This is a genomic window from Streptomyces sp. CB02366, assembly GCF_001905905.1.
Classification (GTDB): domain Bacteria; phylum Actinomycetota; class Actinomycetes; order Streptomycetales; family Streptomycetaceae; genus Streptomyces.
On the sequence record NZ_LIVT01000003.1, the window covers coordinates 255,494 to 268,938 of the forward strand.

Annotated in this window: 10 protein-coding genes; 7 read left to right on the forward strand and 3 right to left on the reverse strand. The window is 73.6% G+C overall.

The annotated features are described in order from the left end of the window. Positions 1-2: 2 nt before the first annotated feature. A complete protein-coding gene (hemG, locus tag AMK24_RS09740) occupies positions 3-1,514 on the reverse strand; it encodes a protoporphyrinogen oxidase (RefSeq protein ID WP_073767131.1) in 1,512 nt (503 codons plus the stop codon). Positions 1,515-1,641: 127 nt separating this feature from the next. Between hemG and AMK24_RS09745 the strand changes: the two genes are divergently transcribed. Then, on the forward strand, positions 1,642-2,622 hold the full coding sequence (locus AMK24_RS09745) for a DUF4349 domain-containing protein (RefSeq protein ID WP_073767133.1): 981 nt from the start codon (positions 1,642-1,644) through the stop codon (positions 2,620-2,622). 52 nt (positions 2,623-2,674) lie between these two features. Further along, positions 2,675-4,063: an FAD-dependent oxidoreductase gene (locus AMK24_RS09750; RefSeq protein ID WP_073767136.1), complete on the forward strand. Its 1,389-nt coding sequence runs from the start codon at positions 2,675-2,677 to the stop codon at positions 4,061-4,063. 36 nt (positions 4,064-4,099) lie between these two features. Here AMK24_RS09750 and hemE read toward each other — a convergent pair whose 3' ends face one another. Then, a complete protein-coding gene (hemE, locus tag AMK24_RS09755; RefSeq protein WP_073767138.1) occupies positions 4,100-5,197 on the reverse strand; it encodes a uroporphyrinogen decarboxylase in 1,098 nt (365 codons plus the stop codon). A 92-nt stretch (positions 5,198-5,289) separates the two neighbouring features. On the opposite strand from hemE, the gene AMK24_RS09760 reads away from it, so the two are divergent. From AMK24_RS09760 to AMK24_RS09785, 5 genes are all read left to right on the forward strand, one after another. Next, complete coding sequence (locus tag AMK24_RS09760; protein WP_073767141.1) at positions 5,290-5,952, forward strand: DUF3000 domain-containing protein; 663 nt, start codon at positions 5,290-5,292, stop codon at positions 5,950-5,952. A 211-nt stretch (positions 5,953-6,163) separates the two neighbouring features. After that, positions 6,164-6,826 carry a helix-turn-helix transcriptional regulator gene (locus AMK24_RS09765; RefSeq protein WP_018491682.1) on the forward strand — a complete coding sequence of 221 codons (663 nt, stop codon included), beginning with the start codon at positions 6,164-6,166 and terminating at the stop codon, positions 6,824-6,826. A 114-nt stretch (positions 6,827-6,940) separates the two neighbouring features. Next, on the forward strand, positions 6,941-8,215 hold the full coding sequence (locus tag AMK24_RS09770) for an HRDC domain-containing protein (RefSeq protein WP_073767144.1): 1,275 nt from the start codon (positions 6,941-6,943) through the stop codon (positions 8,213-8,215). 787 nt (positions 8,216-9,002) lie between these two features. Continuing rightward, positions 9,003-10,229 carry a thiolase family protein gene (locus AMK24_RS09780; protein WP_073767146.1) on the forward strand — a complete coding sequence of 409 codons (1,227 nt, stop codon included), beginning with the start codon at positions 9,003-9,005 and terminating at the stop codon, positions 10,227-10,229. Then, positions 10,226-12,355: a 3-hydroxyacyl-CoA dehydrogenase NAD-binding domain-containing protein gene (locus tag AMK24_RS09785; protein ID WP_073767148.1), complete on the forward strand. Its 2,130-nt coding sequence runs from the start codon at positions 10,226-10,228 to the stop codon at positions 12,353-12,355. Before AMK24_RS09780 ends, AMK24_RS09785 begins: the two co-directional genes overlap by 4 nt. Positions 12,356-12,463: 108 nt before the next feature. On the opposite strand, the gene AMK24_RS09790 is transcribed toward AMK24_RS09785, so the two are convergent. Beyond that, positions 12,464-13,417 (reverse strand): endonuclease/exonuclease/phosphatase family protein, encoded by a 954-nt coding sequence (locus AMK24_RS09790; RefSeq protein WP_073767150.1) that lies wholly within the window; start codon positions 13,415-13,417, stop codon positions 12,464-12,466. Between the last annotated feature and the right edge of the window lie 28 nt (positions 13,418-13,445).

Genomic DNA, 13,445 nt, shown 5'->3' on the forward strand with positions numbered 1-13,445 from the left:
GGCTATTGTCCCGCCTCGCTCCCCGTGCCCCGAACCCGGGTCGGGGTGGCGGTGATCTCCCCCGTGATCTCCCCCGTCTCCACCCCGGTGATCCTCCCCGTGAGGTCGCGGACGATCTCGTCGGCCGCCCGGTGGGCGCTCGCGACGCAGGCCGGGATGCCGACCCCGTCGTAGACCGCGCCGCAGACCCGCAGGGCGGGCAGCCCGGCGACCTCGTCGCGGATGCGGGCGACCCGGGCGAGGTGGCCGACCGGGTACTGCGGCAGGCCGCCGATCCAGCGGGTGACCTCGGTGTCCACGGGCCGGGCGGTGAGGCCGGTGGCGGCGGCGAGGTCGCGCTGGGAGAGGGCGACGAGTTCGCCGTCCTCGCGGTGGATGTGCTCCTCCTCGCCGTAGCGGCCGACGGAGGTGCGCAGCACGAACAGGTCGGGCGCGGCGTCGGCGACCCACCGCCACTTGTTGCTGGAGAACGTGGACGCCTTGACGGTGTGCCCGTCGACCGGGGGCACCAGGAAGCCGGAGCGGCCGCGCAGGGCCTCGTGCGCCTCGACGTCGGCGCGCCGGAAGGCGAGGGTGACCAGGGCCATCGACGCGTACTCGACGCCGGAGAGCTCGGCGGAGGCCGCCGGGGACTCGGCGGCCAGCAGGGTGCCGGCGGACCAGGCGGGGGTGGCCAGCACGATGCCGTCGGCGGCGACGGTCCGGGCCTCGGTGCGGACGGCCCAGCCGGATTCCGTGCGGGTCAGGCCGAGGACGGGGGTGGCGGTGAGGATCTCGCCGCCGCCGGTCCGTACGGCGTCCGCCACGGCGGCCGGGAGGGTGCCGATGCCGCCGTCGAGGCCCTGGAAGACGGGTCCGGTCCGCTGCCGGGCGGCGGCGCGCTCCTGGATGCGGCGCACGGCCTCCAGCAGCGGGCCGCCCTCCTGGACGGCCTCGAAGAGCTGGGGCACGGCGGCGCGCATCGAGATCCGGTAGGCGTCGCCCGCGTAGACCCCGCCGAGGAGGGGTTCCACCAGCCGGTCCACGACCTCGCGGCCGAGCCGGTCCGCGACGTACGCGCCGACCGCGACGTCGTCGCCGACCGGGGTCGGGGTGAGGTCGCGTTCCTCGGCGATCCGGGCCAGGCCCTCGGGCGACAGCACCTGGCCGAGGACCGCCGGGTCGCCGGGGACGCCCATGACGTGGCCCTTGGGCAGGGGCCGCAGCGCGCCGCGGGTCCACAGGGAGGCGGTGGCGGTGGCGGGCGGCTGGAGGCGGTCGGCCAGCCCCACCGCCTCGGCCAGGGCGACAGCCTCGGGGCGGCGGGCGAGCATCGACTCGGCCCCCAGGTCGACCTGGACGCCCGCGACCTCACCGGTCATGAGTTTGCCGCCGAGCCGGTCCGTCGCCTCCAGGAGGGTGACGCGCACTCCGGCGGCGACGAGGCGGTGGGCGGCGGCCAGGCCGGAGATGCCGCCGCCGATGACGACGACGTGGGCCGGGGGCGTGTCCGCACGCTGTTGGGAACGCTGCATGGGTCCACTCTCTCAAACCCGTTCCGCGTCCTGACCGTGACCACTTCGCAACCCCTGCCGGCAACCGGCGACGGGGCCGCCGCGTCGAACCGTCACCATCAACCGAAGTCCTTGGGGGGACCTGGCCATGTGTGTGGGCAGCGGAATCGATCGATCCTTCGTCCGGGGGCGTGCGGTGCTCGTCGCCGGGGCGCTCGGCCTCCTGCTCGCCGTCGGCGGCTGCGGCGCGTCGGGCGACTCGTCGGGGAGCGACGCGAAGGCGGCGGACGGGAAGAGCGCGCCGCGCGAGGGGTTCGCGGACGAGGGCGGTGCGGCCGCCTCCGGGGAGCGGGCGGACGGGAAGGCGTCCGGGAGGAAGGCCGCGCCGAAGCCGGGGGCGGCGGCCACCCACGTCATCCGTACGGCCGCGCTCTCCGTGGAGGTGAGGAGCGTCCCGAAGGCGGTGGCCGCCGCACGCGCCGCGGCGGAGGGTGCGGGCGGCCTGGTGGCGTCGGAGAACACCGAGCGGCTCGACGACACGTACGAGACCTCGCATCTGGTGCTGCGGGTGCCGCAGGAGCGGTTCGGGGAGGTGCTGCGGGAGCTGTCCGGTTCCGGGAAGCTGCGCTCGCGCACCTCGAACGCGAAGGACGTCACCGACCAGGTGGTCGACGTGGAGAGCCGGATCTCCACCCAGCGGGCGAGCGTGGCGCGGGTGCGGGAGCTGATGGACGAGGCGGAGAAGATCAGCGACGTGGTCGCCCTGGAGGGCGAACTGAGCAGCCGCCAGTCGGATCTGGAGTCGCTGCTGGCCCAGCAGGCGAGCCTGAAGGACCGCACCTCGCTGGCGACCATCACCCTGGACCTGACGCCGCCGGACGCCCCGGACGAGGACGGGGAGGAGGACGACCCGGGGTTCCTGGACGCGCTGGGCGGCGGCTGGGACGCGTTCGTGACGATGCTGCGGTGGATCGCGGTGGCGTTCGGGGCCGCGTTCCCGTTCCTGCTCACCGGGGTCCTGGCCGTGGTGGTCTGGCGGGTGCTGCGGAAGCGCCGGGCGGCCCGCCGCGCGGCGGTGGCGCTCGCGGCACGGCCCGCGGGGAGGGAGGGGGGCCCAGCGGCCTCCTGAACCGCCGCGGCACCGTAGCGTGGGGGCCCTGATCGGACGGAAGGGGCCCGGCGTGGCAGCGGAGCGACTGGTGGTCATCGGCGGGGACGCGGCGGGCATGTCCGCCGCGTCCCAGGCCCGCAGGCTGAAGGGGCCGGAGGAGTTGGAGATCGTCGCGTTCGAACGCGGCCACTTCACCTCGTACTCGGCGTGCGGCATCCCGTACTGGGTGAGCGGCGACGTGAAAGCGCGTGACGACCTGATCGCCCGGACGCCGCGGGAGCACCGGGAGCGGCACATCGATCTGCGGATGCGGACCGAGGTGACGGAGCTGGACGTGCCCGGGCGGCGGGTGCGGGCGCTGGACCGGGAGAGCGGGAAGGCGTACTGGACGGGCTACGACAAGCTGGTGATCGCCACCGGGGCCCGTCCGGTGCGCCCGGAGCTGCCGGGGATGGACGCGTCCGGGGTGCACGGGGTGCAGACCCTGGACGACGGGCAGGCGCTGCTGGACTCGTTGGACGCGCTGGGCGCGGAGGGCACCCGGCAGGCCGTCGTGGTGGGCGCGGGGTACATCGGCGTCGAGATGGCCGAGGCGATGCTCAAGCGGGGCTTCGCGGTGACCGTTCTGAACCGGGGCCGGCAGCCGATGTCGACGCTCGACCCGGACATGGGGCGCCTCGTCCACGGGGCGATGGACGGGCTGGGCATCACCACGGTCAACGGGGCCGCCGTGACCGAGATCCTCACCGGTGCGGACGGCCGGGTGACCGGGGTGGTGACGGATGCGGGGAGGTATCCGGCGGACGTGGTGGTGCTCGGCATCGGCGTCGAACCGGAGACGGGGCTGGCGCGGGCGGCGGGGCTGCCGCTGGGCCCGCAGGGCGGACTGCTGACCGACCAGGCGATGCGGGTGGCGGGCCACCAGGACATCTGGGCGGGCGGCGACTGCGTGGAGGTCCTGGACCTGGTGGCGGGACGGCCCCGGCACATCCCGCTGGGCACCCACGCCAACAAGCACGGCCAGGTGATCGGTTCCAACGTGGGCGGCGGCTACGGCACGTTCCCCGGCGTGGTCGGTACGGCGGTGAGCAAGGTCTGCGACCTGGAGATCGCCCGGACCGGGCTGCGGGAGAAGGACGCCGCCGCGGCCGGGCTGCGCTACGTCACGGCGACCGTCGAGTCGACGCAGCGGGCGGGGTACTACCCGGGGGCGAAGCCGATGACGGTGAAGATGATCGCGGAGCTGCGTACGGGGCGGCTGCTCGGGGTGCAGATCGTCGGCCGCGAGGGGTCGGCGAAGCGGGTGGACGTGGCGGCGGTGGCGCTGACGGCCGGGATGACGGTGGAGCAGATGACGGCGCTCGACCTGGGGTACGCCCCGCCGTTCTCGCCGGTCTGGGATCCGGTGCTGGTCGCCGCCCGCAAGGCGGTGGCGGCGGTGCGGGGCGCGGGGAGCTGAGGACGGTCCCGGGGCGCGGGCCCCGGGACCGTCCGCTCAGCGCGCGGTCTGCTCGTGGACGTAGCCCACGAGGCGGGTGAGCGCGTCCGGGTCCATGGTCGGCATGACGCCGTGGCCCAGGTTGAAGACGTGGCCCTCCAGGCCGGCGGCGGCGTCCAGCACCTCGCGGGTCTTCTCCTCGACGGCCGGGGTCGGCGCGAAGAGCACCGCCGGGTCGAGGTTGCCCTGGAGCGCCTTGCCGGGGCCGACGCGGCGGGCGGCCTCGTCCAGCGGAACCCGCCAGTCGACGCCGACGACGTCCGCCCCGGCCTCGCCCATCAGGCCGAGGAGTTCGCCGGTGCCGACGCCGAAGTGGATGCGGGGGACGCCGTAGGGGGCGACGGCGTCGAAGACCTTGGCGGAGGCGGGGAGCACCGCGCGGCGGTAGTCGGCGGGGGCGAGCGCGCCGACCCAGGAGTCGAAGAGCTGGACGGCGGAGGCCCCGGCCTCGATCTGGACCTTGAGGAAGGCGCCGGTGATCTCCGCGAGCCGGTCCACGAGGTCGGCCCAGAGCTGCGGGTCGCCGTACATCATGGCCTTGGTGCGCTCGTGGTTGCGCGAGGGGCCGCCCTCGACGAGGTAGCTGGCGAGGGTGAACGGGGCCCCGGCGAAGCCGATGAGGGGGGTGGCGCCCAGCTCGGCGGTGAGGATCCCGATGGCCTCGGTGACGTACGGGACGTCCTCGGGGGTGAGGTCGCGCAGCCGGGCCAGGTCGGCGCGGGTGCGGATCGGCTCGGCGATGACGGGGCCGACGCCGGGCTTGATGTCGAGGTCGATGCCGATGGCCTTGAGCGGTACGACGATGTCGCTGAAGTAGATCGCGGCGTCGACCTTGTGCCGGCGCACGGGCTGGAGGGTGATCTCGGCGACCAGCTCCGGCATCATGCAGGAGTCGAGCATCGCGATGCCCTCGCGGACCTTCAGGTACTCGGGCAGCGAGCGTCCCGCCTGGCGCATGAACCAGACCGGGGTGTGGGGCACGGGTTCGCGTCGGCACGCCTTGAGGAACGCCGAGTCGCGGGTGGCGCGGTGGACCGCCTCGAGGCTGGCGGAGGTCGTCGTCTGCTGGCCCGAAGGGCTGTCGTTGGCACTCACGCACAGAATCTTCGCACGCGGGCCGAAGGAGCCCGGCCCCGCACGGGTGTCCCTCCCCGCACGCGGCCCGCCTTCCGCCTACTCTTCCCCGCATGGCTCCGGCTCAGGGACAGTTCTCCGATCATTCCGACGGCGTTGAAGGCAAGGACCGTGCGGAGGAGGGCCCTCCCGTGCCTCCCGCCTTCCTGGCGGCGGTCGACTCGCTGCGCTCCGCGCGTCTGCGGCCGGAGTTGGAGGTGGAGACGACCAGGCCGCCGCAGCGCCTCGCCCCGCACGCGTACGCCCTGGAGGCGGCGGTGGTGGACGGCGAGGACGATCTCGCCGACGGCAGACTGGTGCTGCTGCACGATCCGGCGGGGCACGACGCCTGGAAGGGCGCGTTCCGCCTGGTGACGCTGGTGCGGGCGGAGTTGGAGCCGGAGATGGCGGCGGACCCGCTGCTGCCGGAGGTCTGCTGGTCGTGGCTGACGGGGGCGCTGGACGCGCGGGGCCTGGCGTACGGGGAGGCCGGCGGGACGGTGACGCGCGCCGGTTCGCACTACTTCGGCGCGCTCTCCGCGCGCCGTGCGGCCACGCAGATCGAGATCCGGGCCTCGTGGACGCCCCGCGAGGGCCGGGGCGGCGTTCCGGAGACGGCGTCGCACCTGATGGCCTGGGGCGATCTGCTGTGCCAGATCGCGGGGCTGCCGCCGTCGGAGACGGTGGACGCGGCGGTGGTGACGCTGCCGCAGCGGCGCGGGCCGCAGGTTTCGTAACGCTCCGTCACCCGTATCGCACATGTACCGGCTCTCTTTTCGTACAATCGATCGCGCGTCCTATTTGCCCGAATTGTTACTCACCAAATCGCGATCTTTCCCTAAAGGAGGACGGGCCCGCTGCCGAAGAGGTCAATGACCCTTCAAGCACGGTTCGTCCCCGGTTTCATCCCCCGAGCCGGCCCGTCCCGCCACTCCCCCAGGAGGCCTGGTGTCCGTTCTCCTTGAGCAGCCCGCAAGCCTGGTCGCCTACCGCCCGAACAAGCCGACGGCCATGGTCGTCGTGGCCGACCCGCGCGTCCGTTCCACCGTCACCCGCCATCTGTGGGCCCTCGGAGTACGTGACGTCATCGAGGCGTCGTCCATCGCGGAGGCACGTCCCCGCGTCGGCAACCCGCGCGACATCTGCATTGCCGACGTCCACCTGCCCGACGGTTCCGGGCTGACCCTGCTGTCCGAGACCCGGGCCGCAGGCTGGCCCAACGGTCTCGCCCTCTCCGCCGCCGACGACATCGGCGCCGTTCGCAACGCCCTCGCGGGCGGCGTGAAGGGCTACGTCGTCACCGGCACCCGAACCAACATCGGCCACCCCGGCCGCCCCGGCGTCGCCCCCATCGGCGCCAACGCGGCCCGTATGCACCGCCGGCCCCCCGGGTCTCCGAGCCACCCGGGCGGCTACCGCGAACTGTCCGGACGCGAGGTGGAGGTGCTCCGCCTGGTCGCCGAAGGCCAGTCCAACAAGGCCATCGGCGTCTCGATGGGCCTCTCCGCCCTGACCGTCAAGTCCCACCTCGCCCGCATCGCCCGCAAGCTCGGCACCGGGGACCGGGCCGGCATGGTCGCCGTGGCCCTGCGGACGGGCATCATCCACTGACCTCACCCCGCCGGGACGTGCCCCGACGCGCCTTCGGCCGGAATACGCGCATGCCCGCCCGTCGACGGAACGTTCCGTCGGCGGGCTCCGCGCATACCCAGATACCCTTGACACGTGACCGACGCCCAAGAGACCGCAGCAGACACTTCACTGCGAACCACCGGGGGCGCTCCCCCGGACGACGTCGCCCCGGCGCCGATCCCCTTGCTCGAACCACGCGAGGGCATTCCCCCGGTGGTGACGTCCGACGACGCGCTGGCCCAGGTGATCGCGGCCTTCGCCGCGGGCACCGGCCCGGTGGCCGTCGACGCCGAACGCGCCTCGGGATACCGCTACGGCCAGCGCGCCTACCTCGTCCAGCTGCGCCGCGAGGGCGCGGGCAGCGCCCTGGTCGACCCGGTGGGCTGCCCCGACCTCTCCGGCCTCGGTTCCGCGCTGACCGGCTCCGAGTGGATCCTGCACGCGGCGTCCCAGGACCTGCCGTGCCTGCGGGACATAGGCATGACCCCCACCTCGCTGTTCGACACCGAGCTGGCGGGGCGGCTCGCGGGCTTCCCGCGCGTCGGCCTCGGCGCGATGGTGGAGAGCGTCCTCGGGTACGCGCTGGAGAAGGGCCACTCCGCCGTCGACTGGTCCACCCGGCCGCTGCCCGACCCCTGGCTGCGCTACGCCGCGCTCGACGTGGAGCTGCTGATCGACCTGCGCGACGCGCTGGAGGAGGAGCTGGAGCGCCAGGGCAAGCTGGAGTGGGCCCGCGAGGAGTTCGACGCCATCGCCTCCGCGCCGCCCGCCCCGCCGCGCAAGGACCCCTGGCGCCGCACCTCCGGCATGCACAAGGTGCGCCGCCGCCGTCAGATGGCCGTCGTCCGCGAGCTGTGGACCGCCCGCGACCAGGTCGCCCAGCGGCGTGACATCTCCCCCGGCAAGGTCCTCGGCGACGCCGCGATCATCGAGGCCGCGCTGGCGCTGCCGGCCGACGTCCAGGCGCTGAGCGCACTGCCGGGATTCGGCCACCGCATGGGACGCCGTCAGCTGGAGCAGTGGCAGGCGGCCGTGGACCGGGCCAGGGCACTGCCCGAGACGGCGCTGCCGCAGCCCGGTCAGCAGCCGGCCGGGCCGCCTCCCCCGCGCTCCTGGGCCGACAAGGACCCGGCCGCCGCCGCCCGGCTCTCGGCCGCCCGTGCCGCCGTCTCCGAGCTGGCCGAACGCCTCAACATGCCCCAGGAGAACCTGATCACCCCGGACACCGTGCGCCGGGTCTGCTGGGAGCCGCCGAAGAGCCTGACGCCCGGCGCGGTCGAGGACACCCTCGCCGGGTACGGGGCGCGGAACTGGCAGATCCAGCAGGTCGCCCCGCTCCTGGTCCGGGCGCTGGCGGCCTCCGCCTGACCCCGCACACGCTCCCGAACACCCCCCGGCGGTCGGCCGGGGGGGTGTTCGGTCTCCTCCCGGTCCGCGAGGGCCGCGGGGGCGCGGCGCTCCCCGGGGCCACGGGCCCCCAGGACTCACGGGAAGTACGGCGCGGGCACGACGGGCACGGGGTACGGCGACGGAACACGCCTCTTCGGAACAGCGCGGCGGGAGCGCGCGGAGCGGGGCGATCCGGAGTGGCGGGCCGGGGCGCCGCCGCACCCCGCGCTCCGGCGCGGCGTGCGGCGCTTCCAGGTCGGCGAGGACGACGGCGGGGCCGGCTTGATCACCGAGGCGGAGGCGGCCGGTGACGCGGAGTACGCGTCGGCGGTGCGGATGTGGTCGCGAAGGAGCGAAATCACGCCAGGTTGCCGGCGCTTCCGCTCGTCTCCGGCGATGCTCCGCCGATCACGTCCCCCCGGAGCGACCGGATCTTCGGGACACCGCGCCGGGCGCCGGGCCCGCCGCCCTCGCCGGTGCGGCTGCCGGTGACCCCCTGTGGCGCACCGCCGTGTTCGCGGCCTGCCCGGTGGTCGCGGTGGACCACGGCCCGGCGCTGCGGCGGCCGGGGGCGGTCCGGTTCACCCGTGAGGCGGCTCGCCCCTCCGGGCCGGTCGCGGTGGGCGTGCGGCGGACGGTGTGACCTTCGACGCTCCGGCCGTGGGGGGTGGGCAGTCTGGTTACCCGCAAGTAGCATGATGGCAGGCGGTGCGCCCCGTGGCGCGCCCCGCAGCAGTGCCATCCCGCACCCTGGAGGAGAGCCATCGTGCCTCGTACCATCCGGGACGTCGTCTTCGTCGACGGCGTCCGCACCCCGTTCGGCAAAGCGGGCCCGAAGGGCATCTACCACGAGACCCGCGCCGACGACCTCGTCGTGAAGGCCATCCGGGAGCTGCTGCGCCGCAACCCGGACCTGGACCCCAAGAAGATCGACGAGGTCGCCATCGCCGCGACCACGCAGATCGGGGACCAGGGTCTGACGCTGGGCCGTACCGCCGGAATCCTCGCCGGTCTGCCGCAGTCCGTCCCCGGCTACTCGATCGACCGCATGTGCGCGGGCGCGCTGACCGCCGTCACCTCGACGGCCGGTTCCATCGCCTTCGGCGCGTACGACGTCGTCGTGGCCGGCGGCGTCGAGCACATGGGCCGCCACCCCATGGGCGAGGGCGTGGACCCCAACCCGCGCTTCGTGTCGGAGAAGCTGGTCGACGAGTCCGCCCTGTTCATGGGCATGACGGCGGAGAACCTGCACGACCGCTACCCCACGATCACCAAGGAGCGCGCGGACGCCTACGCGGTGCGCTCGCAGGAGAAGGCCGCCAAGGCGTACGCCGACGGCAAGATCCAGCAGGACCTGGTGCCGGTCTCGGTGCGCCGCACCAACGCCGAGGCGGGCGAGACGGGCTGGGGCCTGGTCACCGCCGACGAGCCGATGCGCCCCGGCACCACCATGGAGTCGCTGGCCGGTCTGAAGACCCCCTTCCGCCCCCACGGCCGCGTGACGGCCGGCAACGCCGCCGGGCTCAACGACGGCGCCACCGCCTCGCTGCTCGCCGCCGAGGACGTCGCCCGCGAGCTGGGCCTCCCGGTCAAGATGCGCCTGGTCTCCTACGCCTTCGCGGGCGTGGAGCCGGAGGTCATGGGCTACGGCCCGATCCCGGCCACCGAGAAGGCGCTGGCCCAGGCCGGTCTCACCATCGACGACATCGGTCTCTTCGAGATCAACGAGGCGTTCGCCGTGCAGGTGCTCGCCTTCCTGGAGCACTACGGCATCGCCGACGACGACGCGCGCGTCAACCAGTACGGCGGCGCGATCGCCTACGGCCACCCGCTGGCCTCCTCCGGCGTCCGCCTCATGACCCAGCTGGCCCGGCAGTTCGAGGAGCAGCCCCAGGTCCGCTACGGCCTGACGACCATGTGCGTCGGCTTCGGCATGGGCGCCACGGTCGTCTGGGAGAACCCCCACTTCAACGCTGACGGAGGCGACAAGTGAGCTCCACCACTGAGCTTCTGAAGGGTGCGGCCGAGCTGTTCCCCGGCGAGGTCGTCACGCAGGCGCACGTACGCCACCTGGACCTGCCGTCCGGCGCCGGGCGGTTCGCGCTCATCACCCTGGACAACGGCCTGGACCACACCAAGCCGACCACCTTCGGACCGCAGTCGCTGGCGAACCTGAACGCCGCGATCGACCAGGTCGAGAAGGAGGCCGCCGACGGCGCCATCACCGGTGTCGGCGTCACCGGCAAGCCGTTCATCTTCGCGGTCGGCGCCGACCTCAAGGGCGTCGAGCTGCTCGGCCGCCACGAGGACGCGCTCGCCATCGGCAAGGGCGGCCACGACGTCTTCCGCCGCCTCTCCGGCCTCGCGGTCCCGACGTTCGCGTACTACAACGGCGCGGCCATGGGCGGCGGCGTCGAGGTCGGTCTGCACTGCACCTACCGCACCGTCTCCAAGGCGCTCCCGGCGTTCTCGCTGCCCGAGGTCTTCCTCGGCCTGGTCCCCGGCTGGGGCGGCTGCGTGCTGCTCCCGAACCTGATCGGCGCGGACCGCGCGGTCTCGGTGATCATCGAGAACTCGCTCAACCAGAACCGGCAGCTCAAGGGCGAGCAGGTCTTCGACCTCGGCATCGCGGACGCGATCTTCGAAGGCGCGGACTTCCTGGAGCAGTCGCTGATCTGGACCGCGAACGTCCTCAAGGGCTCGGTCACGCCTCAGCGCGCCGAGATCGACCGCGGCGACGCCTGGGACCAGGCCGTGGCCCGGGGCAGGGCCATCGCCGACTCCAAGGTGCACGGCGCGGCCCCGGCGGCGTACCGCGCGCTGGACATCATCGCGGCGGCCAAGGACGGCGACCTGTCCGCCGGCTTCGACGCCGAGGACCAGGCGCTGGCCGACCTGATCATGGGCGGCGAGCTGCGCAGCGGCATCTACGCCTTCAACCTCGTCCAGAAGCGCGGCAAGCGCCCGGCCGGGGCCCCGGACAAGAGCCTGGCCCGCCCGGTCACCAAGGTCGGCGTCGTCGGCGCGGGGCTGATGGCCTCGCAGCTGGCGCTGCTGTTCCTGCGCCGCCTGGAGGTCCCGGTCGTCCTCACCGACATCGACCAGGAGCGCGTCGACAAGGGTGTGGGCTACGTCCACGCCGAGATCGAGAAGCTGCTCGGCAAGGGCCGCATCAACCAGGACAAGGCCAACCGCCTCAAGGGCCTGGTCTCCGGCGTCCTCGACAAGGCCGAGGGCTTCGCGGACGCGGACTTCGTCATCGAGGCCGTCTTCGAGGAGATCGGCGTCAAGCAGCAGGTGTTCGCGGAGGTCGAGGCGGTCGCCCCGGCGCACGCGATCCTCGCCACCAACACCTCCTCGCTGTCGGTGACCGAGATGGCGTCCAAGCTGAAGAACCCCGAGCGGGTCGTCGGCTTCCACTTCTTCAACCCGGTCGCGGTCCTGCCGCTGCTGGAGATCGTCCGCGGCGAGCAGACCGACGACGCCTCGCTGGCGACGGCGTTCGGCGTGGCGAAGAAGCTGAAGAAGACCGCGGTCCTGGTGAAGGACGCCCCGGCGTTCGTCGTCAACCGCATCCTCACCCGCTTCATGGGCGAGATCCAGAACGTCATCGACGAGGGCACCCCGGTCGAGGTCGCGGAGCGCGCCGTCGAGCCGCTCGGCCTGCCGATGTCCCCGCTGGTGCTCCTGGAGCTGGTCGGCCCGGCCATCGGCCTGCACGTCTCCGAGACCCTGAACCGCGCCTTCCCGGAGCGCTTCACGGTCTCCGAGAACCTGGCGGCGGTCGTGAAGGCCGGCAAGCGCGGCTTCTACGTCTACGACTCCGGCGCTCCGGTCCTCGACCCCGAGGTCGCCGCCCTCCTCAAGCAGGGCGACACCGTCCTCACCGAGGAGCAGACCCGCGACCGCGTGCTCGACGCGGTGGCGCAGGAGATCGGCCTGATGCTGGAGGAGGGCGTCGTCGCCGAGGCCCAGGACATCGACCTGTGCCTGATCACCGGTGCGGGCTGGCCCTTCCACCTGGGCGGCATCACGCCGTACCTGGACCGCGAGGGCGTCTCCCAGCGGGTGAACGGGAAGCCGTTCCTGGAGCGCGGCGTGGCGAGCGTGCCCGCGTAGCCGGCGCGTCGTGGACGCGGGCGGGCCGTACGGGATGATCTTCCCGTACGGCCCGCCGTCGTGCAGGGGCCGGAGCCGTTCCCGAAGCCCCGGCGCCCCCGCCGCCGGTCAGGCGTCCGGGGCGAGGGAGAAGACCGCCGTCAGCATCGCGTGATCGGATTCCTCGAACATCTTCGCGTCGCTGTGCCCGCCGGAGAAGTGACGGGTGTCGGCGAAGACGTAGTCGATCTTCCGGTCGTCGGCGGTGGGTTCGCCGTTGCGGCACCGATCGGGCTCGCCCGCCGTGCACACCACTCCCCCGGTCGATCCCTGGGAGAACCAGGCGCGGTCCGTCTCGTCGCCCTCCCGGAACCGTCCGCCGGGCTTGTCGCCGTCCCCGGAGGCGTGGGCGTAGAGGAATCCCAGCGCGGGCTCGTTCGGCTGGAGGTTCAGGTCCCCGGCGAGCAGAACGGGGACCTTCCGTGGCACGGAGCCCTCCGCCAACCGGTCCCTGATCTCCCGCAGCTGCTCGGGGGCCTTGGCATAGGTGTGAGCCGTGCACGCGAGCAGGGGCTTCCGGCCGACCCGGGTGGGGGCGCAGAGGATCCCGCGCCGGACGGGGACCGTCCTCCCCGCGTTCGTGTACATCTCGTCTCCGGAGTGGGCGAAGGGCCGGTAGTCGGGCTCTTCGGAGACGATGGGCCCTCGGCTGAGGACCGCGGTGCCGAATGCGCCGGTGGGGCCACAGTTGGGGACGTTGTCCTGGGACGACGCATACGTTCCGTCCATGCGCCGGCCGGCGTTCTCCAGCAGTTCCAGAAGCGCCCGGTACTGCGTCTCGCAGACCTCGTTGAGCGTGATGACGTCGGGTTCGAACGCGGACGCCTCGCTCACCACGCGCTCGACGGAGGTGCCGGAGCCGGACCCTCCGGCGTTCCAGGGGCACACGGCGGCCGCCCCGCAGAGGTTGTAGTGGAGAACCCGGACCTCCCCCCGGGCGGGGGACTTCTCCCGCCCCTCGCAGGCGGGCACCCCGGCGACGAGGGCCGCCGCGACCGCCAGGATCACGACGGCGGCCCCCACCCGTCCCTTTCCGGACCGGGCCGCCCAC

Excerpts from the sequence above, each read along its gene's own strand:
- hemG (WP_073767131.1), bottom strand. The coding sequence starts at position 1,514 with ATGCAGCGTTCCCAACAGCGTGCGGACACGCCCCCGGCCCACGTCGTC.
- AMK24_RS09745 (WP_073767133.1), top strand. The coding sequence starts at position 1,642 with ATGTGTGTGGGCAGCGGAATCGATCGATCCTTCGTCCGGGGGCGTGCG.
- AMK24_RS09760 (WP_073767141.1), top strand. The coding sequence starts at position 5,290 with ATGGCTCCGGCTCAGGGACAGTTCTCCGATCATTCCGACGGCGTTGAA.